18 protein-coding genes are annotated in these 25205 nt (G+C 42.9%); 8 read left to right on the top strand and 10 right to left on the bottom strand.

The window, feature by feature from the left end; translation table 11 throughout:
* Nucleotides 1-89 precede the first annotated feature (89 nt).
* Together nagZ and AC04MN_RS04635 are read right to left on the bottom strand one after the other, a co-directional pair.
* Nucleotides 90-1205, bottom strand: coding sequence for a beta-N-acetylhexosaminidase (gene nagZ, locus AC04MN_RS04640; RefSeq protein WP_475382020.1), 1116 nt, complete (start codon nucleotides 1203-1205; stop codon nucleotides 90-92).
* 2 nt (nucleotides 1206-1207) lie between these two features.
* Nucleotides 1208-2029: a hypothetical protein gene (locus AC04MN_RS04635; protein WP_475382019.1), complete on the bottom strand. Its 822-nt coding sequence runs from the start codon at nucleotides 2027-2029 to the stop codon at nucleotides 1208-1210.
* A 156-nt stretch (nucleotides 2030-2185) separates the two neighbouring features.
* On the opposite strand from AC04MN_RS04635, the gene AC04MN_RS04630 reads away from it, so the two are divergent.
* The 3 genes from AC04MN_RS04630 to AC04MN_RS04620 all read left to right on the top strand — a co-directional run bounded on the left by AC04MN_RS04630 (nucleotide 2186) and on the right by AC04MN_RS04620 (nucleotide 6961).
* Nucleotides 2186-4372 (top strand): TadE/TadG family type IV pilus assembly protein, encoded by a 2187-nt coding sequence (locus tag AC04MN_RS04630; protein ID WP_475382018.1) that lies wholly within the window; start codon nucleotides 2186-2188, stop codon nucleotides 4370-4372.
* 76 nt (nucleotides 4373-4448) lie between these two features.
* A complete protein-coding gene (locus AC04MN_RS04625; protein WP_475382017.1) occupies nucleotides 4449-6005 on the top strand; it encodes a hypothetical protein in 1557 nt (518 codons plus the stop codon).
* A gap of 11 nt (nucleotides 6006-6016) precedes the next feature.
* The gene (locus AC04MN_RS04620; protein ID WP_475382016.1) at nucleotides 6017-6961 is read left to right on the top strand and encodes a hypothetical protein; all 945 of its coding nucleotides are present in this window, start codon (nucleotides 6017-6019) and stop codon (nucleotides 6959-6961) included.
* A 29-nt stretch (nucleotides 6962-6990) separates the two neighbouring features.
* Here AC04MN_RS04620 and AC04MN_RS04615 read toward each other — a convergent pair whose 3' ends face one another.
* From AC04MN_RS04615 to AC04MN_RS04580, 8 genes are all read right to left on the bottom strand, one after another.
* Complete coding sequence (locus AC04MN_RS04615; protein WP_475382015.1) at nucleotides 6991-7986, bottom strand: nucleotidyltransferase family protein; 996 nt, start codon at nucleotides 7984-7986, stop codon at nucleotides 6991-6993.
* Complete coding sequence (locus AC04MN_RS04610) at nucleotides 7983-9002, bottom strand: aminoglycoside phosphotransferase family protein (RefSeq protein WP_475382014.1); 1020 nt, start codon at nucleotides 9000-9002, stop codon at nucleotides 7983-7985. Before AC04MN_RS04610 ends, AC04MN_RS04615 begins: the two co-directional genes overlap by 4 nt.
* Before the next feature lie 40 nt (nucleotides 9003-9042).
* Nucleotides 9043-9912, bottom strand: a complete 870-nt coding sequence (locus tag AC04MN_RS04605; RefSeq protein WP_475382013.1) for a hypothetical protein — start codon at nucleotides 9910-9912, stop codon at nucleotides 9043-9045.
* Nucleotides 9913-10193: 281 nt separating this feature from the next.
* Entirely contained in the window at nucleotides 10194-11750 is a 1557-nt protein-coding gene (locus tag AC04MN_RS04600; protein ID WP_475382012.1) for a sigma-54 interaction domain-containing protein, read from the bottom strand.
* Between the two features lie 123 nt (nucleotides 11751-11873).
* Entirely contained in the window at nucleotides 11874-13598 is a 1725-nt protein-coding gene (locus AC04MN_RS04595) for an ABC transporter ATP-binding protein (RefSeq protein WP_475382011.1), read from the bottom strand.
* Nucleotides 13558-16413 (bottom strand): excinuclease ABC subunit UvrA, encoded by a 2856-nt coding sequence (uvrA, locus tag AC04MN_RS04590; RefSeq protein WP_475382010.1) that lies wholly within the window; start codon nucleotides 16411-16413, stop codon nucleotides 13558-13560. The genes AC04MN_RS04595 and uvrA overlap by 41 nt, the downstream gene beginning before the upstream one ends.
* 2 nt (nucleotides 16414-16415) lie before the next feature.
* The gene (locus AC04MN_RS04585; RefSeq protein ID WP_475382009.1) at nucleotides 16416-19076 is read right to left on the bottom strand and encodes a penicillin-binding protein 1A; all 2661 of its coding nucleotides are present in this window, start codon (nucleotides 19074-19076) and stop codon (nucleotides 16416-16418) included.
* Nucleotides 19077-19169: 93 nt separating this feature from the next.
* Nucleotides 19170-20555: a hypothetical protein gene (locus AC04MN_RS04580; protein ID WP_475382008.1), complete on the bottom strand. Its 1386-nt coding sequence runs from the start codon at nucleotides 20553-20555 to the stop codon at nucleotides 19170-19172.
* A 209-nt stretch (nucleotides 20556-20764) separates the two neighbouring features.
* Here AC04MN_RS04580 and AC04MN_RS04575 point away from each other — a divergent pair, with 209 nt between their 5' ends.
* The 5 genes from AC04MN_RS04575 (at nucleotide 20765) to AC04MN_RS04555 (ending at nucleotide 25179) form a co-directional block, all read left to right on the top strand.
* Entirely contained in the window at nucleotides 20765-21019 is a 255-nt protein-coding gene (locus AC04MN_RS04575) for a hypothetical protein (protein ID WP_475382007.1), read from the top strand.
* A 62-nt stretch (nucleotides 21020-21081) separates the two neighbouring features.
* On the top strand, nucleotides 21082-21744 hold the full coding sequence (gene ftsE, locus AC04MN_RS04570) for a cell division ATP-binding protein FtsE (protein WP_475382006.1): 663 nt from the start codon (nucleotides 21082-21084) through the stop codon (nucleotides 21742-21744).
* Nucleotides 21741-22634 carry a cell division protein FtsX gene (locus AC04MN_RS04565; protein WP_475382005.1) on the top strand — a complete coding sequence of 298 codons (894 nt, stop codon included), beginning with the start codon at nucleotides 21741-21743 and terminating at the stop codon, nucleotides 22632-22634. The genes ftsE and AC04MN_RS04565 overlap by 4 nt, the downstream gene beginning before the upstream one ends.
* Before the next feature lie 29 nt (nucleotides 22635-22663).
* Nucleotides 22664-23806, top strand: a complete 1143-nt coding sequence (locus tag AC04MN_RS04560; protein WP_475382004.1) for a murein hydrolase activator EnvC family protein — start codon at nucleotides 22664-22666, stop codon at nucleotides 23804-23806.
* Complete coding sequence (locus AC04MN_RS04555) at nucleotides 23803-25179, top strand: S41 family peptidase (protein WP_475382003.1); 1377 nt, start codon at nucleotides 23803-23805, stop codon at nucleotides 25177-25179. The genes AC04MN_RS04560 and AC04MN_RS04555 overlap by 4 nt, the downstream gene beginning before the upstream one ends.
* Nucleotides 25180-25205 lie beyond the last annotated feature (26 nt).

The raw sequence follows: 25205 nt of genomic DNA, 5'->3' as shown, positions 1-25205 counted from the left end.
AGTCACTTGTGGGCAATGTTTGGGCATTAAAAATAGAAAACCCTGAAGAATCTTCAGGGCTGTCTACCGAATTGTGTTCGTTGGATTGTTTAAAGAGTGGCGCCAGTAAGCCCTGCAGGGACTTGGCCGTTGCGAATGGCTTGCACGAAATCAAGATGCTCTTGGATACCAACAACCTCTTGTATTTGGTTTAGTGGCAAAGGCTCGGGATTTTGCAAACGATCTTTCTTAAATTCTAAAATGCGTTGATGATTTTGCCTCATTGCAGACTCTGAAAGACGGCCCTGCACAAGAGCATCGGTAATAGCATCGACAGCAATTGGTGGAGTGTGTGGTTCATTGCAATATAGTAGGAAGTCGACACCGGCCTCTAGAGCTAAAACAGGGATCTCTTCGGCTCCATAGTTGTCAGCCATCGCCTTCATGCCCAAATCATCGGTGATTATAAAGCCTCGATAGCGTAGTTCTTCTCGCAGTTTTTCCGAGATTATTTTTTTGGACAATGTCGCTGGCCACTGGGAATCAACATGAGGGTATTTAATATGAGCCGTCATAACCATGTCTGTTCGGGACTTAACCGCTTTTTTGAATGGAACTAATTCCCGCTGATCAAGAGTATTCCAATTAGATTCAGACTCTACAGGAAGATCATAATGGGAATCGAGCAAAGTATTTCCGTGACCTGGGAAATGCTTAGAGCAAGTAATTACATCAGACTTCACATAACCGCGAATCATTGCGGAAACGTGCCTTGCAACCAGCTCTGGGTCAGTTCCGAAGCTGCGGTCGCCTATGACAGTATTTTTTGGATTTGAAAAAATATCTGCGCACGGAGCAAAATCTAGATTGATTCCCACGGCTCGAAGCTCAAGACCCATTTTTAGGGCAAAGTTAAAGGTGACAGTTGGGTTGTCTAAATCACCAAGGTATTTGAGCGCGGGAAATTGTGTAAACGGAGGCTTCAGTCTGTGGACTCGGCCACCTTCCATATCGATACCAATAAATAGTGGTGCACGATCTGCCATTTTGTGACGAAGGCTTTGGATTTCCTGACAAAGATCTGCGACCTGCTTTGGTTCTGCGACGTTTCGTCCAAATAAGCAAATGCCACCAATATTGTTTTCTACGATAAACTTTTTTTCATCTGCCGTCAGGCTGTGGCCCGAGATGCCAATGAACATGTGTTGGCCAATTAAATTTTTCATTCTTATTTTCCTGCTGGTGGTTCTGATTTTAATTGAATTCCGCTACCTTGCGGGACTCCTGATGTTTTAGAAGGCGCTGATGGATTCTTAGCCGCCAGTGCATTTGCCTTTCCTTCAGGAATATCACCAAAAAGAGTTTTGATAATTCCTTGGCTGACGACTTGACCGGCTGTCGCTTCTTCGGGGACGGCGACAAGTTCTGTTTTAATTCCCGAGGCTGGCATTTCAGTTGCTAGAACTTCTCCGCGCGGTGTAACCCACGAAGTGAATTTTGCATCTTTAAATGAGTTCTCAATTTTAAATACAGAAATATCCTTGTAGGTGGATGGCTTGCCAGTCGCGGCAGTTCCTTTGTAGACCAGACCATCTTCTTCTGCGATAGCTTGATATTGGTAATTTGAATTTTCTTTTAGACCATCTTTTCCTTTAAGAATTAGATAAACTAAAAAATTCGAAAGAAATGTTCCTGGCTCAAGTTTTGAATTGATCTTTACTATCTTGCCGTTATCTTTCACTGTTCCCTTTAAAATGTTTTTAACCATCTTGGCATCGACGGTCTTCACACTTTTGCCAATGACATTTGTGTATTCAAACGAAATTGGATTCAGATTCGAATCCGCAGTGGCCGTTAGGCTTTCGGTCATTTCTCCAGCTTCTTTGCCAGTCTTAAGAAAATAGACAGATTTAAACTGTTGAGTTTTGTCGTCAAAGGTATAGCGCGAGATCGTATATCCAATATGCTGACCATTCAGTAGAATTTTTGAATAGCCTTCAAATAATATTGCGGCATAGGAATGGCTGCATAAAGTTAGTATTGCGATCATTAAGCTGGTACGGACCATGGTCGAGCCTCACAGGGTGTAAAGTAAATCAACACAGTAAATTTTGTCTTGGGAATGACGTCTAGTCAAAGTTTTCGAAATGAGATTTTTGAAAGTCGAGTTGTTGCTTAAGCTTCTGAATCAGGAGATGATTTCTTTATGAATGTGAGAGCCTGGCTGAACTGCCGATCTGTAAGAAATGAAAGAGGACAAGTTGCGATTTTTGTCGCCCTGATATTTCAGGTCCTATTTTTATTTTTTGCGATGGTTATTAACGTAGGGCTTTTGGTGCATCACAAAATTAATTTGCAGAATGCGGTCGATCTTGCCGCTTATTACGGAGCTTCGAAGCAGGCAGAAAATTTAAATGTCATTGCTCATACGAATTATCAAATTAGACAGAGCTGGAAGCTTCTGGTTTTTCGATATCGCGAATTGGGAACCGCGGGGGAGTACGCCTCCAACGGAAATGATCATCCATTTAACAAATCTTCTGGCGAACTGATTCAGCCTGTAGAAAATCAAGTTGGGGCGAATCCCTACTTCTTTGAAAATCCCCCTTTTTGCATCACCTACCACCCATTTAAGCCGATGCCTCCGAATGAAAATACTTGTCGGGCAGCTTCTGATAAAGCTCAAAGTACAGTCGCAATTTTCCAAAAGCCAGCCATTATTGCGGGTTTCTTAGGATTTACCGGAGCGATCTCTGCAGCAACTCAAGCCATGCAAAATCAGGTCGTGACTCGTTGTAAGGTGATGGGCTCTTATAACTATATCACTTTATCTAAGTTCGTTGCCAGTTACATAATTGATCAGTCATCGCGAATGGACGCGATAAAAGCGATTTCTGATTCTATGTCAGTTAAGAAAGATACATTTACCGATGTTGATGGGGGCGATGTTCGTAACGGAATGATTGCAACCTTAAGAAAAAACCTGACTGCTCCTAACGAATCTGCATTAAAAGATGATGATGTTCAGACAATCAACTCTTTAGGACTTGGGAATTGTGCCCAACAAACAGATGGTGGCTTTAGGAACTGGATAAAGCCTATTAAGATCATGCCCGGATTTTCGTATATTGATACTTTGTGTTCCGCCAGTAACGGAATTCAAAGTGTGGCAAAGGAACTAAGTCCGACTTCACCTCCGAATCACATGGAAAATGGTGGCGAAACTGCACAATACTTTCAGATGGCCCAAACTTTAAATAATTTTATTGGTTTTAATCAGTCGAATATTTTTAACAAGTTCAATCCTTCACTTGGAGTCGAGAAAAATCCATGGTGTATGGCTTATGTTGGGATTAAAGCAAGCACGACTCCAAAGATTCCCTTTTCACCGCTAGGGTCGATTGTTTTAACAGCGCGAGCACTTGCCAAACCTTTTGGTGGTCGTATTGGTCCCTGGTACGGTAAAGATTGGCCTTCGGCTTCGCCGATTTCAAACAGTCCTATTGGGAACTCGGATGTAAAGTTGGACAAACTTATTCCTCCTAGAGTATCTGATACAAAAATATTTTCTAATGCCGCCGGCTTTAAAGATCCATTTAGGATCGCGAATCATTCACGATTTGTAGGTGATCAATTAGGGCATAAATCAAGGCAGGTCTTAGGATATTTTGGACGCGCTGTTTTTAGGCTTGATCCGAAATGGCAAATTGGCGGCGAGCCAATTACTCAGCAGGATCGAGAAGGCACCGAGGGGGCGTCTCCAAACTTTCAGCATTGGGACCACTTGCCGGGATTTATTCAAGAAGGCGCAGGCGATATTCTAGCTTGGAATAGGCAAACCAACCAACCATCGGATATGCGATTTCTAGAGTTGATTTCTATTTTACCAGATCAGTTTGATGTCACTTATTATTCTATAGAGCCCGATTTTTACACTTCATATTACACTCGTCTTCAAACTGGCTTGGCAGCCAAATTAGGTATTCAGAAAGATGTGCGGCCAGATATTGGACATCGCGCAGGAACTCAATTTGAAAAATACAGCATTCGTAATCAATATGATGAACTAAAAAAAGATAATATTTTTAAGATGCTTCGCTTTAACTGGAAGGAAAATTTCCTTTGGACCACAGATAGTGTGAACTCCGTACTAACGGGCTGGGCACCCAAAGGTCTTACGGATTTTGCGATCGACAGCGAACGGTTTGGAAAGTGTAATTATGAAATTCCTGAAGGCGAGCCCGCCAGTCCTGGTTCTTGTGTCAGACGCGGTGGAACTACTGGGTACGCGGTGAAGTTGACGGCACGGGATTACCTTAAAAGGAATGACTTAAAATTGGGTGGACCGACAACTCAGGGTGCGATTCTAAATCAACCGCCGGATGACTTTTAGTCTCATATTAAGACATCTTCTGTAATATTTAAGTTTCCTCGACTTCTGTCCGAAAAGAGACACGGGGAAGAAATCTATGCAAGCATACAAATTTACGTGTATTCGTAAGGCAGTTCAATTCTCGGTTGCTCTTTCGTTAGCAATTGCGCCCTCAATTTCGCTTTCCAAAAGTGATGAGCCTGCTGCGAGTCAGCCATCTACTCCTGTTAAGACGGAGGAAGATAGTGAGGGTTTGGGGATAAGTGAATTCTTAAGTGGACTTGGTGGGTGCGATCCTGCGACCAAAGCTAATCAGGCGGAAGAAGCACAAAAAAAAGGCGATCCCCAGTTTAAAACAGATATTATGTCAGCGGTGGGTTTTTTATCACAATTAGCCTCAAGCTGCTCCGCAAAAAATGGGAGCCTCCTTGCCCAATGTCAGTTGGTGGGTGCCGGAGAAATAAAGGCAGCGGCAGAAAAATATGAAGGTTCTTGGCAAGCTTGTCATGATACCCAGAACAAGGCGGCTTCTGTTTGTTTGGAATGTAACAATGGAAGTTTAGCGGGAACATTAAGTAATGTGAACACTCTGCTTTCCGGTCTTGGTGCGATGGGTGTTAATGACCAGTGTAGTAAAATGGGAAAGGCTTTTAATATCGCTTCTATGGGTTTGACTGCATATACTACGACTTGTGGAGTAATAAAGAGCGGCTGCGGAGTAATTTGCTATCAATCAACCTCTGGTTTGAAAGCTCTTACAAAACTTCTTAAAAAATTACAGTTTAATTGTACTCCATATTTACCTCCTGATTCTAGAAGTGCTGAGGGTGGGACATATTGTATGGAAGGTCAAAAAAGGTTCCAAGCGAACATGGCTTCTTTAGAAAAAGCAGTGGCAGGAGAATTAAAAACAGGAACATTAGGCACGGTTGCGGGCAAAGGCGATCGTTGCACCCGAGAGTACGGAAAGCTTGTTATGTCTGCATTGGCTGGTGCGGCCCAGATGATGGCGCATGCTAAACAATCCAAAGAATGCGAAAAGAAAACAGAAGGCGCTGATGGATCTGTTGCTGCTGCAAAACTTGATTGTAAAGATTCAAAAAACGCCAGTTTGCCAGAATGTATTTGCGAACTGAATCCGCGAAATCCAGGTTGTAATAATAGCTTAACCAAAGCTGGGTCGGACGGAGTTAGTTTTGATGGCCGTATGCCTTCAAATACTGATATTGGCGTGAATGCTGCCGATAAATCAGGCGCGCTAACCGCAGCTTCAGGCGGTGGCGGTATTAATTCAAAAATGAGTGATGTCAAAGGTGGCGCGGGCCAAGCTCCTGGTGCTGGCGGTGGCGGTGCTGGTTTGGGTGGATCGGCGGCCGGAGTTGATGGCGCAGTTCCTGAAGAAGGAATCGCGGCGGCTGCAGAATACGGAATGGAAATGGGCACCGGTGGCGGCGGTGGTGGCTGGGGTGGTGGTGGTTTATCGTCATCTGAAAAAGACGGTTTAAAAGACTATCTTCCTGGTGGAGAGAACGATCCCAATGCAATGGCTGGTGAAGAATTTCCAACAGATGTAACAACTGAAGGTGGAAAATCAAATTGGGAAAAAGTGCGCGATCGGTATTCCGATAATAAACGAACGCTACTGAATAACTAGTGGAGAGAAGAATGAAGAAAATATTTATTTATCTATTATTAGCTACATTCTCTTTACCAAGTTATGGCGAAGAGGCCCCTACGAATAAAGGCTCGAAAGGAGCTGATTCGGGTACTGCGTCTGTCGGTGGTCCTTCATCAAATCAGGCATCGAATAATGCTCAAGGTGCGAATAAGAGTGGACAAGTGATGTCGATGCTGATGGGCGGGATGTTCATGGCCGAGGGTGCATCACATGTTCCAGGGTGTAGTTCTGGAAATGGGGGGGATTGCGTGATGGCCGCAATTATGTTTGGAATGGGAGCGATGTCTTTTGCTCAAGGTGGTGAGCACGGTTCCAAAGCTGGGCAAGCAGGCCTGACTGCTTCCATGACTGACGGATTTGATTTTTCACAGGGTGGTGGTTTGACCGATGCTGATCTATCCAAATACCCCGAAATAAAAAGTGGGTTGGATGCGATGAAAAAATTTAAACCAGGTACAAATCCCAAATTTTCTTATGATCCAAAAACTGGAAAAATTGTCGCCGATGGAAAAGAATATAACGCTTCTGACTTTGCGTCCGGTGGTGCGATGGCCAATGCGGGGTTACCTCCTGGTGCTATCGAAGGCGCATTGGATTATGCAGCTCAGTTAGAAAAGAAGGCTGCTGAAAAAGTAAAACTAGGCGCATTCACTGCTGCCAATGGCTATGAAGAAGGTGGCGGTGGAGGAGCCGGCGGTGGTGTGACTGTCGTAGAAGAATCCACAGATCTTTCAAGTCAGTCTCCGGGCGGCGGTGGACTAGGTGCCGCAGGCGAGCGGACAGCCAATATGGCAGGAATGACGAAGGACTATAACGGAGATCCGATTGGGGTCGCTGCAGACTCAATCTTTGATATGATGACTCGACGATATAACGTAAAAAAGCAACAAGACACGTTCTTCAGTGAAACAGAAGTTTTGTTGAATAAGTAATACTGCCAATTCTTAAAAAAGAGATTCGCTTAAAGGCGGATCTCTTTTTTTATTTCTGATCCCGAAGATAGGTTTACATTGGGACCAACAACACAATCTTCTAAAAGAGTTTGATCCGCGATGTTGGATTCGCCACCAACGACGACAAATCCTCGCATCGAGCTTCCGACAGATACTTTTGCACTTTTTGATAGCAAAGACACAGCTCGATCTGTTTTTTCGATCTGCCAGTCCGAGGCGCTGAATTTATTTAGTACTTGAATCATATACCTAGCTTCGTCAGAGTTTGGCGAATCCGCTAAGATCTTCAAACACTCCTGAGTTGCATGCAAAAAATCTGCTGGGTTTCCAGTTTCGAACCAAAGACAGTTGAAAGGAAAGACCTGCACGCGATGTCCAGCGGCTATAGCTGCCATTAAGCCGTCGTATAGAATATTAGACTCTTGGTCTGAAGGTAGAAAATTAAAAACACTGTCTGAAAGAATTTGAACTCCCACAAAGTGCCACCCCTTGACGGCGCCTTCTGGACGTTGTTTCCCAAATCCGATGACTTTATTTGATGAGTCGACCCAAACGCCGCCAAACTTAGTTCCTACCTCGGGATTCTCGGTCACCATCAATGTCGCAATGGCATCAGAATTTATGTGTGCGAGCACCGCATGTTCCACAACCTGATGGTCTTCTGGAAGAATTACCTCATCGCTATTCATCATAATCAAAGGTCCGTTATTTTCGAAATATTTACGGGCCTTTTCAAGGCCTCCACCACTTCCAAGAATAGAGCCTACTTCATCTGAAAAATATAAATTCTTGGTGGGTAAAGTTAGCGATTTAAAAAGATTATGGATTTTATTGGGCAGATGGTATGTGTTCACACACATCAGGTTGATCGACTGCTTACCTAAAAATCCTAATGACCAGGCGGCGAGCGGGATGTTTAAAAATGGGATCGAAGGTTTTGGATGGGTCAACGTATGCGGGCGGAGTCTTGTTCCCTCGCCCGCAGCAAGCATCATTAAGTTCATAAGCTGTCGTACTGCTTTTCTAAAGCGCCAGAATCAATCAATACGTCAGAGAATGTTTTATATTCTGGGAATTGATTAACTGCTTTCATTACTTTTTTAAGTGTTCCGCCAAGATACTTAAGATAGCGACGGTCTTGTCGTGTATTGTAGAATGAGGCGAAACTTCCACATGCCTTAAAGCAGCGCTGAATGGTTTGAAGTTCGTAGATATAATTGAATTTTTCGCGCGAAAAATCTTTTGGCAGATACTGCTTCGATTGATCCAAGTAGTAATTGGTTAATCTTTGCGCCATTTCATCGTTCATGTCGACATACGAGTCCTTAAACAAGGAAACTAAGTCGTACTGTATTGGACCTAAGCGGGCATCTTGAAAATCTATCACACTCATTTTATCTAGCTTGATCATAAGATTTCTAGAATGGTAGTCACGATGTGAAATTCGCTTTTCCTCTCGATCAAGCTTTGTGCAAATATCGTGGAAGATGGTTTGAATTTCCGAGGCTACCTTGTCAGACATGGCAAACTTTAGAACTCCCAAAATCAGGTGTTCTCGGCCATAGTTCATTTCCCACATGAATTTTTCGGTGTCGAACTGAATTTTAAATGCTGTGCATTCAGATTTATCCAGAGTCGCTGGATGATGGATTTTCACGATTTCGTCGACGGCCATTTGATAGAATTCAAGAGCACCTTCTTGGTGTTGATTCTCCCAAAACTTTCTTTCGAGGGTTAAGTCACCTAGATCTTCAAGAAGGACCAGCCCCTCTTCCGGAGACATAGATAGAATCTCGGGGACTCGTACACCGTTCTTTGCAAAGTGTTTTTGCACGCTAATAAATGGATAGTTGTTCGGATCAAAAGGATCCCAGCGCATTAGGACCCAGCTTTGGTTGTCCATCACAATGCGATAGTAGCGACGATTCGAAGCATCGCCTGCTAGTTGGAATACTTTAAAAGCTGAGGAGTTCAGCGACTTTGCTAAAAAGGGTTCTAAATAAGAATCTTGAGTGACCATAAACAAAGCTTACAGACACTCATAGAAAAATCAAGTTTAGTTAAGAGTCTAGCTCGCGGTCAGTTCTGAAGAAGAACAGTTCTAAGACTTCTTTCAATGATTGAAACGAAAGGGGGGCTCTATCAACTTCAAATGTATTAACTGACAACTCGTCGATAAGTGCTGGCTGTAGCTCTAAAGAGTTCTCGATTTCAAGAATTGAAAGTTTTGACGCGGTGATAATCAAGGGATGCTCGTCATTATGTTCTTGGTTCAAAAATTCCACGAGTAGGTCTTGCTCTTGATCATTTAGGTTTTCGATTTTATCGATGAACAGAGTCATTGCGCCCATCTTCAGAATATCTTCTGCTTTTTGAATCTGATCTTTGACGTCACTCCACGGGACGAAAGCCCATCGGTGGGTCATTTCATGTAGCTGCAATGCGACTTTTTTTACCAAGTTTTCATTGGTGCCTACCAAATGAATTAAATTAGAAAGTAATTGTGGAGAAGCTACAGAATCATCCGCAATAAACTCTTCAAACGATTCTTCAGAATCAGACGGAGAGTTGAGTGTCAGACTGTATTCAAGATTGGCTTTATTTATTTCTTCAAGGTTCGCTTCTTTGCGCTCAAGATACCAGTTGTACATTGTCGGCTCTAAAACCATACGGATGACTTGCGCAATTCCAGATTTCTTTTCGTCATTAAGATCAAGTGCATTCGGGACGATGGCAGTTCCAAGGCGAGCTCCATTACAAGAAATCGGAATGTGAAGGGCTGTCCCCTTCATATATGACAAGGTCTCTTCAGAAGTTATTGCTTCCCCAGAAAGATCGCTGAGCTGTCGTATTTCCACGCCTTTGCCATAACGAGATGAAACAAGCTGACGTAGTTTAGAAATCGTATTGTTGTCGATGGTATTCATCATAAACGGGCACCCCTTGCCATGACCTCTATACAATTGCCGTGCCGTTTTTGGGCGGATCTATTGTAAGCTTTACAATAAAAATTCCGTTATCAAAAATCTTCACAGAATCAAATGGTTAGAGGGCTGTTAGGGTTGAGCTGTTCACGGATTATGCGATTTCGAGAAGGCTCTTAAGGTCTTTTGGGGCAAGAGAGATGTGTTGAGTTTGAAGTACAACCAAGTAAAAAAGAAAACCGGGGTGCTTGCCGCACCCCGGTTAGAAAATAACACCTGACCCCTTTTTAGCGGGCTAGTTTGCGTTTATCTAGGCCGTATTTTTCGACCTTCATGATCAATCCTGCGCGGCTGATACCTAACTCTTTTGCAAGTTTGGATTTATTCCAGCCCGTGCGACGAAGTCCTTCACGGATCATATCGCGTTCTAGATCTTCTAGGGCATCTTTTAGTTTGCCGTGCAATCGCGATCCCTGAACTTTGTTTTTATCGCCAGACTCCAAAATTTTCGGAGAAAGCAATTCTGCCGCAAGTTTTGTTTCGTCCCCAGAAAGAACAACCAATCTTTCGATCTCGTTCTGAAGCTCCCGGACGTTACCTGGCCAAGCATAGTCGTAAAGCTTTTCTAAAGCACGCTTAGTTAAAGTTCTACGAGGACCACCCATAGACTCTGCAATCTTAGATAAGAAGAAGTCTGTTAAGAATGGCATATCCTCTTTACGCTCGCGCAAAGGCGGCACACGAATATTGATGACGTTCAAACGGTAATACAAGTCTTCACGGAATGTGCCTTGCTCGACCATCTCTTTAAGATTTCTATTTGTTGCCGCAATGATTCGGACATCTACTTTTCTTTGCTCGGTGGCGCCTACCGGTGTGAAAGTCCCTTCTTGCAAGACGCGAAGAAGCTTAACCTGCATTTGTGGCGATGTATCACCGATTTCATCCAGGAAGAATGTTCCCTTGTCTGCAATTTCAAATAGACCTTTTTTGTCCTTTAGGGCTCCAGTGAACGACCCCTTAACGTGACCGAACAGCTCGGACTCTAAAAGATTGTCGTTGAAGGCAGAGCAGTTCTGAATCACAAAGTGTTTATCTTTACGATTCGAGTTGTAGTGAATTGATTTAGCAATCAATTCTTTACCTGTACCGTTTTCCCCTTGAATAAGAACTGTTGTGTCTGCGCCTTTGATTTTATCCAAAAGAGCATACAACGATTGCATCGGCTTAGACTTTCCGATCATGCTGTCATACTTATAGCGGCTGCCTAGTTCTTTATTTAATTCTTTGATGCGATCTTCCCTAGAGCTAATTTCTAGGTGCAGAGTTACGATTTCTTGTGCAACAAGTTCGCATACTTCACAGAAATGAGACCGCTCGTTATCATCAAGATATTTTAGCTTACCAAGAGTTTTTTCAATAGTTTCGCCAGACATCCCGAAGGCTGCCAAACGATCGCGCACCTCGGAAAGACGTGCAGAAAAATCAGGCTCGCGGAAATATCCCATAGCCACTACCGAACCAACACAATCATTTTCAATCATGATTGGGAATACACCAACGTCAAATCCCACCATATCCCACTTGCGCAGCGAGTATCTGTTCTGAGAGACGCGAAGGTCTTCAAGCGACTTAGAAACTAAGTCAGCAATGCTGCTTTGACCCGCTTCTTTATTCATCAATTGCGCAACGGCCGGAATCGAAAAAGAATTTTTTCCAGAATCAAAGCCTTTTAGTGTGCCTCTTTCATCTGTGAAAACAACATCGATGTTCCACCAAGAGCCTAAAATTTGCTTTAGTTTTTTGATAACGTGTATATGTTCAAACTCATCCCAATTGATCATGGATAACTCCTTTAATCTTAAAACTGTCAAAAGAGTTATCGTCACAATAGTCAAATTACTTTACAGGGTCTTGTCTAAACAAATGACAATTTCAAATCCGTCTCGAATTAAGACGGACTAGACTTACATCGAATGCTGAAGGGTATAGAAGCGGAAGTATTCGCCTTTTTTATCTAGTAGTTCTTGGTGGGATCCGATTTCTACGACTTCACCTGCTTTAAGAACAACAATTTTATCAGCCTTTTGAATGGTCGATAAGCGATGGGCAATTACAAGGGCGGTTCTTCCTTGCATTAAAGATTCTAGGCCTTTTTGCACTTCTATTTCGCTGGAAGTATCTAAAGCGCTAGTCGCTTCGTCAAGAATCAGAATTGGTGCATCTTTAAAGAAGGCGCGAGCAATGCTAATTCGTTGTTTTTCCCCGCCGGAAAGGAGCCCTCCGCGATCGCCAACACGTCCCTGATATCCCAATGGATTTTTCATTATAAAGTCATGGGCGTTGGCCATGCGGGCAGCCTTTTCAATGCCAGCTTTGTCTTTTTGGAAGTCGCCAGCCCAAATATTTTTTTCTAGGGTGTCGCTAAATAAAAAGACATCTTGGGAAACCATTGCGATGTGCTTGCGCAGGTCTTTCAGATCCAAAGAGCGAATCTCGGTATTTCCAATAAAGATCTCTCCTTGATTTGGATCATAAAAACGCTCTAGCAAATTTACTATCGTTGACTTACCTGAACCACTTTCACCAACCAGGGCGACGACTTCGCCTTTATTGATTTCTAAATCCAATCCCTTAAGGATTTGATTGCTGCCGTAAGCAAAGCTGACATTTTTATAAGTTATTTTATCCCAATTTTCTGGGAAGACCGATGGCGTTTCAGTCTGAGGAACCTCGTGGGGAGCCTCAATGATCTCATAGATTCTTTTCGAGCAAGACACAACGTCTTGCATTCTGACGTAGGCTTCTTGAACTCTTTTGACGGGCTGATTGATCATCAGTAACGAAGTAATGTAGCCGATAAATGTGCCGGGCGTGGCTCGTCCTTGCCCAATTTCGTAGCTGATATACAGGAGGACTAAAAGAACCACCACAGTTGCAACAAGCTCGGTTACAGGGCCTGATGCTACTTCGCGCTTATATACTTTTTTTCGAATTTCTAAGTATTCATCTGATTGAGTCCGCATTTTTTCTTCCATTTCTTTTTCAAGATTGAAAGATTGAATGATACGAACCCCGTCCAGGCTTTCTTTGATCGTAGAAGTGATGCGCTCAAGCACTTCTTGTCCCATTGGCCAGTATTTTCTCATGCTGCGGGCAATAGATTTTAGAAAAAGAGCAATCAAAGGAGCTGCAGAAAAAGTGAAGAGTGTTAACTTCCAGTCGATAATAAACAAGTTGCCGATTAAAAGTACCAACAAAAGTGGGTGCAAGAAAATATCGGCAACAATACGTAAAGCGTCTTGAATTGATTTGATATCATTCAGGATGCGACTGATGAGGCCGCCAGAACCTGCAGCATAGTTGTTATGATAGGAAAGACTTAAACGCATAAACTTTGATTGCAGCTTTTGACGAAGTCCCTGCACAACGCAGTCACTTGCATAGTTCATATTGAATATATGAATGTATCTGGACACTGCTGAAATCGTTGCTAGGGCCATCGCTAAAGGAGCCAATGTCATAATCGCATGGTGGTCACCGGCGCTAAGCTTATCAAACAAATCTTTCATCATCAGGGCTAATCGGCTGTACGCAAGCGCGTAAATCACTCCGGTAATGCCGACAATGACGATGCGCTTTTTATGTGGTTTAAGTTCTAGAAGAAGTTTTTTTACTTCGGGATATATCATTTTTACCTTCAACGTATTTCTTTAAATATTGACCGGTTAAACTTTTCTTTGAAGCCATGACTTGCTCTGGGCTTCCAGAAACAACTATTTGTCCACCTTTGCGGCCCGCCTCGGGACCTAAATCAATGATGTAGTCCGATGCTTTGATCACATCTAAGTTATGTTCAACAACAATTACACTGCCACCAGTTTCGATAAGTTTATGAAGGACTTTCATCAGCAAATCCACCTCGCGGAAATGAAGTCCGGTTGTGGGTTCATCTAAAATGTATAAAGTCGACTTTTGGGTAACTTGAGCTAATTCTTTTGCGACCTTCAATCGTTGCGATTCTCCGCCAGAAAGGCTGCTTGCTGGTTGACCAAGCTGTAGATAATCAAGGCCAACTTCTTTAAGCACGCTTAGGGGCTTACGTATATTCGGTTGTGCTACGAAAAAATCCATTGCTTCTTTGACGGTCATGGAAAGAATCTCGTGAACGTTTTTACCTTTGTGGGTGATCTCAAGAATCTCGTTACGATATTTTTTTCCATCGCAGACGTCACAAGGAATAACAACGTTATCCATAAACATCATGTCGATTTCTTCGTACCCAGTTCCTTTGCAGGCAGGGCAGCGACCTCCATCAACGTTTAAAGAAAAAGTACCAGGAGTGTAGCCTCGGACTTTTGATTCTGGTTCTGCGGCCATCACGTTTCGAATTGCATCAAAGGCCTTTAAATAGGTCACCGGAGAGCTTCGAGCTGATTTCCCGATAGGAGTTTGATCGATCAATAAAACGTTTTTAATGTGTTCGGTTCCTTCAATCGAAGCATACTCTTGCGATGGTAAAAATTCGATATCAAGTGCTCGAGCTAGTGCGGGATAAAGTGTTTTAGTAATAAGCGTTGATTTACCCGAGCCGGATACGCCAGTGACAGAGACCAATCGATGTAGCGGAATTGTAAGATCCACGTTCTTTAGGTTGTGTCCCTTTGCGCCTTTTAAAGACAATTTAAATTTATACGATTCAATTTCAACAGGGCGCGGCTCGAAGAATTCACTTTTAATCGTTCCTTTAATATAAGGGGCGGTCACACTTTCCGCAGAAGAGTAGAATTTGTCAGTCGGTCCAGCATAAACAACATTCCCACCCAGATATCCAGAGCCGGGTCCAATTTCAATAATATTGTCACTGTTTTTGATCACATCATGATCGTGCTCGACAACAACCAAAGTGTTTCCCAGTTGATTTAAGTCTTTTAGAATTGAAATAAGACGATCGTTATCGCGTGGATGCAGTCCAACAGTTGGCTCGTCCAAAACATAAAGAGCTTGAGAAAGCCCCATTCCCAGCTGATTTGCCAGCATGATTCGTTGGTATTCACCGCCCGAAAGAGTTCTGGTTTCCCGGCCAAGACTTAAATAATGAACACCAACCCGCATTAAGTAATCCAGCCGTGCACGAATTTGCTTAAGAATTTCACCAGCCACTTCTTGTTGGTGGGCTGATAGTTCCACTTTATTAAAGAACTGACAAAGCTCATCAATAGTCATTGCAGACAACTGGTTGATATTTGTTTTTGCGACTAAGACATCAGCTGCTTCTTTACGTAGTCTGGCGCCTTTGCAGTCTGGGCACTGAAATGGACTTCTGAAGCGTGCAATAAAAACACGTACGTGCATTTTGTATTTGATCTGGTCAAGATATTCGAAAAGGCCCTTTACCCCAAAAAATTCTTTAGAGCCGTTCCAAATTAAATCCCGTTCTTTTTTACTTAAATCTTTCCAAGGAGTGTGAATGTCAATTTTCGCCTTTTTACAGTAGGCAAGTAGTTGTTTCTTCTCGTGTGCCGCACTCGGCATCGAGAAAGGATTTAGTGCGTTGGCAGCCAAACTTAAATTCGGATTTGGAATAATTTTGCTTTCATCTAAATCTAAAATATTCCCAAATCCTTTGCAGGTCGGACAAGCCCCTATTGGAGAATTAAAACTGAACAGGCGAGATGTGACAGGCGGAGGATTGTAGCCGCAAATTGGGCAGCAGTTTTCTTCACTGACTTGAATCCTGTCGCCATCTGTAGAAATAATAGTGGCACGCCGGGAGGTGATATCAGTGTTGTATTTGATACTTGCTTCGTAGGCGTTGCTCATCGAATCAGAAATACGTCCCTTATCATCTTCATTGAACGCCAAGCGATCGATGACTAAGAAGAAGCTGGTCTTGGGTAATCCCTTTTTGATAACTGCTGGATCACTGATCTCAACATACTTTTCGTCGCCATTTTTTTCGCCGGGTATGCAAATTCTAAGATAGCCATCTTGAAGCAGCAGCGAGTGAAGTTTTTTTCCATCTGCAACTCGGCCTTTTGCAGAGATTTCGGTCATGATATAGCCGCGTTTTCCAGAAAGTTGCCTTAAAACTTTATCGGTGGCTTCGGTAACGCTTTCTTTTTCGGTTGGGCAATGATGAGTCGGGCAATGAGACACGCCAATTTTTTCGTATAGAAGGCGAAGATAGTCGATGATTTCAGTAGTGGTGCCTACGGTCGAGCGACTGCTTTTAACGCTATTTTTTTGTTCAATAGAAATAGCGGGCGGGATATTTGAGATGCCTTCGATATTAGGTTTGGGTGCTTTATTTAGAAACTGCCTGGCATAGTTCGACATACTTTCGATAAAGCGACGCTGTCCTTCGGCAAAAAGAGTCTCAAATGCAAGCGAGCTCTTACCAGAGCCAGAGGGTCCACAGATGACTGTGAACGAGCCCACCGGAATGCGAACCTCAACATTTTTCAGATTGTTCTGGTTCACACCCCATAAGTGAATGTCTTTCATTCTTAGAGATCCTCTTTTAAGAAGTCTTTCTCTTCTTCGTCGCGGTAAGCAGCCGCAGTTGGCTCAGTTCCTTCAATATAGGCCTGTTTTAAAGTCTTTTTCGAATTCGAGGCCGCAGGCTTACCTGTTTCTAAATCGATATCGGTGAAGACAATACCCTGCGGAATTGGGAATGTCATTACCGGAAGCTTTTCGTGCGCTGCCTTCATGTATTCTACCCAAATTGGCAAGGCGGCGCGTCCACCGACTTCTCCGCGTCCTAGAGTCTTTTCGGTATCGAAACCTACCCAAACTCCAGTAGTGATTTGTGGAGTGTACCCAATAAACCAGGCATCGTAGTAGTTGTTCGAACTTCCTGTTTTACCCGCAACCTCTCGCCCGAGAGCCCGAGCGCGGCCTCCAGTTCCGTTGGGATCTTCTACCACACCCTTTAAAATGCTAGTCATAACATAGGCTGTTTGAGGTCTGATCATCTGTTCAGGATCGTCAAAGAAGATTCTTTCTTCTAATGCAACTTTCTTTTTAGGTGCATCAGGATTCTCGGGAACAGGATTTTCACTCTCGGCCTTTTTCAGGTTCAGCCATTTTTCCTTGCGCTCTTCAAATGACTTTTCAATAGAACTGATTTCTTTATCAAAGCGTATGTCCAATGACACAGTTCCCATGATCTGTTTGCCAGATTTATCTTCCACCTTATGAATCATGATTGGTCGAATGCGCTTACCCAAACTTGCAAAATGGGCAAATGCCTTAGTCATTTCATAAAGAGTCACCCCACTTGAGCCTAAGGCCAAAGTGAAATCTTGGTTAAGTGGGCTTATAATTCCCAGTCGCTTTGCGTATTCTGTGGCCCAAGGGACGCCAATATCTTCAATAATCTTTACGGTTGGAATATTTAGTGATTGCACCAAGGCATTTCTAAATATGATATCTCCACCGAAACTTTTGGAATGATTTGAAGGTTTCCAAGTTCTAACTTCTTCCTGTCCTTCGTCTTTCACAGTTTCGTGGTAAACAAGCGGAGCGTCCATGATGGGCGTCGATGGCGTATAGTTTTTATCTAGGGCTGCCGCGTACACTAATGCTTTAAATGAAGATCCCGTTTGGCGAGGGGCCTGGATTGCGCGATTGAATTCGCTCTTTGTGAAGTCATATCCACCGACCATGGCCAAAATATCCTGCGTTTCCTGATCAAGTGAAACCAACGCCGATTCGGTGATTGGATCCTGATCCAATTCGAAATTCAGGAATTTTTTTGCGTCTGGAACTGGCTTTGGTGTCGCACCTTTCTTTTTATTCGCGGTCACAATACGTTCTGTATTGAATTGATCTGCCGTGACTTTGACCTGAATAACATCGCCAATGGCCAAGGCTTCAGAGGGCTTTTTGATAAGAGCTGCATCGGGTGTAATTGTAGGGTTTGGCTTTCGCGCCCACTGCATAGTTCCGATATCGATAAGCCCTTTAGAGTCAGGGATTTCAACAGTGACGACTCCAGTGTCGTCATTTACCTGTGTCACGATTCCTTTAACAACAGATCCTAATTTAATGTAAGATGGAAGATTTCCAATTTTCTCTCCTGTGGAAATTTCTGCAAACTCGCCAGTAGGTAAAATTGTCCGTTCTGGTGTACTTGATGCGATGAGTTCTTTGCGTTGCTCTGTTAGGAAACTTTCAAATTCATCCGATGAAATATTTTTTAAAGGACCTCGGTAGCCCTGACGCTTATCTAAAGATTTAAGGCCATTTTCAACGGATCTCTGAGCAGACAATTGTTTGTCTAAATCAAGACTCGTGTGAACTTTGAGTCCCTTATCTAGCACCATTTCTTCGCCAAGCTGGGCAACAAGAATTTGCCGTAAAGTTTCAAGGAAGTAAGGAGCATATTCAGTATAGTTTTCACGCACGTAGACTTTCACTGGCTGCTCGACCGCAGCCTTTGCTTCTTCTTTGGAAATGAACTTTACATCTGCCATTCGGTGCAAAACGTAAATCTGTCTTTCTTTGGCTCTTTTTGGGTTTGATACGGGGCTGTACCGCGATGGTGCTTGAGGCAAGCCCGCTAAAATGGCCATCTCTGCCAGGGAAATATCTTTTACCGATTTTTTAAAATATGTTTGTGCGGCCTGTTCTACGCCGTACGCACCTTGACCAAAATAAATTTGGTTCAGATACAAATATAATATCTCTTCTTTCTTTAGATTCTTTTCCATTTCGATAGCTAGAAGAATATCCTTTAGCTTTCGAGTAAAAGTTTTTTCAGAACTTAACATTAGTGTTTTCGCCACTTGTTGAGTGATAGTTGATCCACCCTGAACGGATCTGCCGGCTCGGAGGTTGGCTAAAGTCGCACGTAAGATCGCTTGAATATTGATTCCACTGTGTTCAAAGAATTGATCATCTTCGGCGGCCATAAAGGCTTCCACAAGCTTTTTAGGCATTTTTGAATAGGGAATAACTGTGCGTCTTTCGCGAAAAAACTCGCCAATTTTTTTGCCATTTCGATCATAGACTTGGGACACCATGAGCGGTTCGTAGTCTTTGACGGTGATTAGTTTTGGCAAAGATGATTTAACGGATTCAATGACAATAAAAGCGGCACCCAGGCCACCTAAAAAAAGAACAAAACATGCGATAAGGAAAACAAATATTTTTTTGCGCACAAAAAAGGCTCCTGTAAATGCAGGAGCCAGTTTATCAATTTAGAAGTCTGGGGTCACGGTACGCAGTCCCCAGACTAGACCGAGGTCCCTATATTATTTTGCGCCTTTGGATCCAGGCGTTTTGGTTTTTCGTTTTCCTTTGTCTGGCATACAAGTCGCTTCAAATTCCTGAATTACTTCTGTCTCGGCAGAAATTTTTCCCATGGCTTTCCGAGGCGAATCCTCGGAGCCACGATCTGCAGGGACAGGACCAAGGGCCATAAGTTCGTTGTTTAACTTAAATAAGCGCTGCTTGATCGTACCTTGCTTGGTTGACATCGCCGTCAAACGCTTTTGCATATTTTGCTGGGAAGCCTGCATTTTAGTTTGAGCCTCCTGCATCATCTTAACTAGGTTTTGCTCTGCTGTTGATTGTTTAGACTTAGCATCCGCTTCCATTTCTGAAAGCTGGCTTGAAGCGAGCTTCAATTGATTCTCCATATCGTCAATATCAGATTGGAGTTGATCGATGCTTGTCTGCAATTCGCTTTGTTCTTGTCTATAAGTTTCGTTTAAAGCTGCACGCTGTTGATCGAAATTCTTCATACAGTCGTCAAATGAAGAATTAATTTCGGCTTTTAAGGCAGTGGCATCCTTAATTGATATTTTAGAGCCCGGCTTCAAAAGGTCATCGCGCAATTTCTTTACGGCAGACATACAAGCACGTTTGGTAGAGCCTTCAGAAAGCTGCAACATCTTGGTAGCTTTATCGCGGTCAGATTTGATCATTTTTCCACGAAGCTGCAGCATATCCATGTTTTTCTTGCGGACTTCATTGCGAGTTTCAGCTTGCTGTTTAGCGAAGTCGGCTTTTTGCTGTCTAGAATCTTCGTTGATTTTAAGTTTTTCGTCAGCGAGCTCCTTTTGGGCCTCGCGAATTTCCTTTTGTATGTCCTGCATTTCAGTATTGAAGTCTTTTTCGATATCAGCTTTTTCTTTTTCTAAGTCTGCAAGATCGTTGTTTGCATCTTTGATATCAGCTTCGATTTCCTTTTTTGTAGAAAAGTAGTCTTTGCCGGAAAGTTGAGGGCACTGGGATGAGCTGTTTAACGAATCCAAAGGCATTCCAGTCACTTGCCCCAGCACACCCATTGTGTTGAAATCTTGAGACCCTAAAGAATCTTCGCACGACATTACGTCTTCATAGCAGTTGGCGCCGAAGCCCGCGGCTCCGCAGGCTTCGCCAATTTTACGTTTTGCTTCTCGGTAGGCATCCCTTGAGGCCTTACCACAAGGGTCTCCCTCAAGACTTGTCGAGGAGTTCATCTTATTGTACTCGAGCATACATTTGACTTTTGCATCGCCTGTTTTATCAGCACAAGCTTCTGCGGCCTCTGATTTAATTGTTGTTTCGGCATGAACTTTAACAGGAATGCCCAATGAAAAAATGACCATAAAATTGACAAGTGTTGGAAGTATACTAGTCATATTCAATTTCATTTTGTTCTCCTCTGTTGAATTAAGAATAGATGCAAATGAAGTGCCGTGGTTTGTCACTTGATGGCGACTCTGCAAACTATATTTACATATTTAAATTTGGTATTGCAGTCTCAGAATGAGAAATCCGAGTTAGTTAATTGATTTGCTGGACGTGGGTCTAGATACACTTGAACTTGATGTTGTGAATTCTTGGTGGTAACTAATTGTGTATGCAAAAAGGTTTTAATTCTGACATTACAGCACGAGGACAAAAATATCACATTCAGACTGAAGATTGGGGCCAGACGAATCCTTATATCGTTAGCAGAATTTTTTGTAACGGAGCTGTTATGAAGACAATTAAAACTCCTTATTCTCAGTTCTTAAATCAAGGCTCTATTTTTGTTGAAGATGCTGTTAAAGTTGCGATCAAGGATCAGCACAATCGCATCATTGACACCCTAATGGGTGGCGGAAACCTATAATTTCATAAACCTGGACCATGGCCGTATAGTCACTGAAGGCATCCGATTGTTAAAATGATCGGATGATAGAATTTTCCCATGTCTACAAGACATACAATGAATCAGTTCCAGCTCTTAAAAATATCGATCTTCGAATTGATAAAGGTGAATTCGTATTCTTGACCGGCCCAAGTGGTGCAGGGAAGACAACTTTGTTTAAAATGATTTCGGGATATGACAAAGTGAGTTCCGGGCAAGTCTCTGTTGCAGGTTTCGATTTAAATTCTATAGCGGATTCGCAATTGCCATTCTTTAGAAGACGCATCGGCGTTGTCTTTCAGGATTTTAAATTATTGAAAGATAGAAGCGTTTTTGAAAACGTAGCGATGCCTCTAATTATTCGGGGCGATCGCTCGGCACAAATTCAAAGACGAGTGACCGAAGTTTTAGAACAAGTGGGTTTATCGCATAAACATGATCAGTTGCCAGAGTTTATGTCTGGTGGCGAACAACAAAGAGCCGCCATAGCGCGTGCGATTGTTCATCAGCCAGGAGTCCTCATCGCGGACGAGCCGACAGGAAATTTGGATCCTAAATTGAGTGAAGAGATTATGGATCTTTTTGAACGAGTCAGTGTTCAAGGTACTACTGTATTTATTGCGACCCATGATCATGAAATGGTAAAGCGCAGAAGAAAACGATGTGTTCAGTTAACAGCAGGTGTTTTGACCGAGGGCGATCTATGAAGACTCAACAACGACAAATCACTTTGAAAGTAATGTCTGCACTGGTGATGACTTCTTGTGCTGCTGTAGTATTTGCTTGCTTTGTGGTAAGTCAAAATATTTCGAAGGTAATGCAAGGCTGGGGGCAAGATATTCAGATGGCTGTTTATTTATCTGAAGGAATATCTTCGGATCAGCAGGCATCGATTGAGAGTTATTTAAAAAGCAAAAAGCAGATTGCTCGTTTTTCTTTGGTGACTCAACAGCAAGCATTAGATGACTTCCGCCTGCAACTGGCAGCTTACGCTCCCGATCTGGCTAAAGACGACGAGCTTTTACAATTAATACCTGCTAGCTATGCGGTTCAAATTGATCCGTCCATCGAGAGCTCCAACAAAGTGGCTGTGATGAAAGATCTAGCAGAACAGCTAAAACAACAAGCCGGCGTCGAGGAAGTCAGCTATGGGCAAGATTGGTTGCAAAAGTATTCTGCGATCCTTGCCGCTTTTGAAAAAGGAAGTTGGATTATTGGATTGATCGTGGGATTGGCAACGATTTTGGTCATGTCCAATTCTATACGTGCCGTCGTTATAAATAAACGAGACGAGATCGAAATTCTTGAAATGATTGGCGCCACTAAAGCCATGATACGTCGACCGTTTCTTATTGAAGGTGTTGTTACCGGAATTGGAAGCGCTGCCTTGGCGGTTCTACTAATTGCAATTGTCTTTAAAGGTCTTATTTCGTTCATGGGGCGCGATGATATCTTAAGCCAATTGACGTCAGTGTTTGGCTTTCCTCACTTGCTTTTCGTTATTACATTCATAGGTATTTTTGGCCTTATCGGCGGTGTAGGTTCCTATTTGAGTGTTGCGCAAATTAATACTGGTTGGGCGGCTAGCAAGAAATGACCTACCAACATAGGCGGCAATCATTCATCATGATACTTCCACTAGCGATCCTGTTTGGAGCCGCAAATGTTTGCTTTGCTACTGTTGATCCCACTTCGACGTCTGCCACAGGTTCTCGGGTCGAGTCTCAGGTGCAGACGGCTCAGGATGATTTAAAGAAAGAGGACGAAAAACAGCGGCAAGTGCTGTCGGCTTTATACGAGCTAAATAAAAAGATAAAAAAATCAGTTCTGGAGCGTGGAGCATTATTGCGAGAGCAAGCGCAACTTGAAACCTCTATACAGGATCTTCAAGCAGACATTGAAGAGGGCGATCAGACTCTGGTTACTCAGAAGGCTCTTTTGGCGGAAAGATTGCGTGCTATTTATAAATTTGGTGGTCCGTCAGTGGCTCGGTTGCTTTTTGGGTCAGTTAATGCGACGACCTTAGATCGAAATTTGCGAATTCTAGGAGTCATAGCAAAACAAGACCGAGAAACTATTAAAAACTATATCTATGATTTAAAGCTTTTAAAAACTCGGAAGGCAAAATTAGATGGTCGTTTGGCCTCGCTAAAGGAAATTCAAAATAAAATTATTTTGAAAGAAGCTAAGCTAGTTGCAGAACAAAAAACCAAGGCTAAGCTATTAGAGGGAATTCGCAAAAGTAAGGCTTTTGCTATCAGTCGCCTTCAAGACTTGAAGAGACAGCTTCAAGATATGCAAGTTGAAGACACTTCGGTTTTGGACGCTCTTTACAAACCTTCTTTTTCGGAACTCAAGGGTCAAATTCAGACTCCAGTCAGTGGAAAGTTGGTGCGCTCTTATGGCCTTATCCAGGGTCCGGGTCGAGATAAGAAAACTTCACGCAATACTTGGTCTTTAGCGCATAAAGGTGTACTCTTTGAGGTTCCCTTTGGGGAAACGGTTAAGAACGTTTTTGATGGTGTTGTCGTTTATTCTGAATTTATTCCCGGCATGGGCAAGACCATGATAGTTGATCACGGGGATCACTATTACACAGTGTACTCTGGATATTCAGAGGCCCTGGTAAAAGAAGGTGACGAAGTGAAGCAGGCGCAAACTTTAGCGCGGCTGCAAAACTCTGAACGCAAAAACGAACTTTATTTTGAAATTAGACATTTTTCTGAAACTTATGATCCGAAGGATTGGATGAAAGGACTCAGCTTATGAAGAGCATCTGGAAAAAACAACGGGCTATTGTGGTTGGAGCACTGTTGATAATCACTTTAGTTATTATTGCTGAGTTAGGATTTCAGTTTCGTGCTGTTGCCGAAGACCGCTATTCAGAGCTTCAAAATTTTTCTAAGGTGTTAAATCTTGTTCAACAATATTATGTCGAGGATGTAGATACCAAAAAGCTGGTTTATGGTGCGATCAAAGGTATGTTGCGCGAGCTTGATCCTCATACCAACTTCATGCCTCCGGAAATATTTAAAGATTTTGAATCTGAAACTGCCGGGGAATTTGGCGGGCTTGGAATCGAAATCAGTGTGCAGAATAATATTCTTACTATTATTTCTCCAATTGAAGATACTCCTGCTTGGGAGGCGGGCATCAAGGCTGGGGATAAAATTGTTGGTATTGATGGAAAATCCACTAAAGGTATGAGCCTTGTAGAGGCCTCACAAATGATGCGTGGAAAAAAGGGTGCTAAAATTGTACTTAAAATTGTTCGCGATGGAAGTGATAAGCCGATGGATATCACTATCGTTCGTGGCAGCGTGAAGATTAAGTCAGTTAAGTATACTGATATTGGTGATAAATACGCCTATATCAAAGTGACTAGTTTTATTGAAAATACCTCTAGAGACCTAGAAAAAGCCATTGAAGAGCACATCAAGAAGAACGGAAAAGTAGAGGGACTTCTATTGGACTTCCGTAGAAATCCTGGCGGTCTTTTAGATCAAGCTATTAAGATGTCTGACCTATTCTTAAAGAGCGGAGTTATTGTTAGTACGATTGGCCGTAACCCCAACGAAAAAGATGTGGCATCAGCAACCGGAAAAGCTAAATATACGGACTTTCCAATTATCGTTTTGGTAAATGAGTATACCGCTTCGGCAAGTGAAATTGTCTCGGGTGCCCTTCAGGATAATAAACGGGCGTTGATTGTTGGAGAAAGAACCTTCGGTAAAGGCTCTGTCCAATCTGTTGTTAAATTAGGTGATGGCAGTGGGCTGAAAATCACGGTGGCTCGTTATTACACTCCTTCAGGAGTTTCAATCCAAGCTGACGGAATTCACCCTGATATTGAAATCCAAAACGTGGATGCAGAGGCCTTTCAGAAGGCAATTATTCGCCAACAGACCACTCGAGAGGGTGATATTGCCGGTCACCTAAAGGGTGATAAAGAAAAGGCCATGGAAAAATTAGACATAAAAGACGAAAAAGAAGAGGGAGCTTTGGCTTGGTGGAATGACGTTGGCTCTAAGAACGCAGCGAATCTATCGCCACGCGACAAGCTTTTCCGTAGTGATTATCAGGCCTATCAAGCTTTTGGATATTTAAAAGTTTGGAAAAACTTGAAAAGCATTGGTCGTTAAAATACGGTGATCCTCTCGAAACTAAC

It is taken from the genome of Bdellovibrio sp. ZFWA1, from assembly GCF_056175665.1.
The sequence above is the reverse complement of the archived record's forward strand: the minus strand, read 5'-3'. Positions and strand labels throughout refer to the sequence as shown.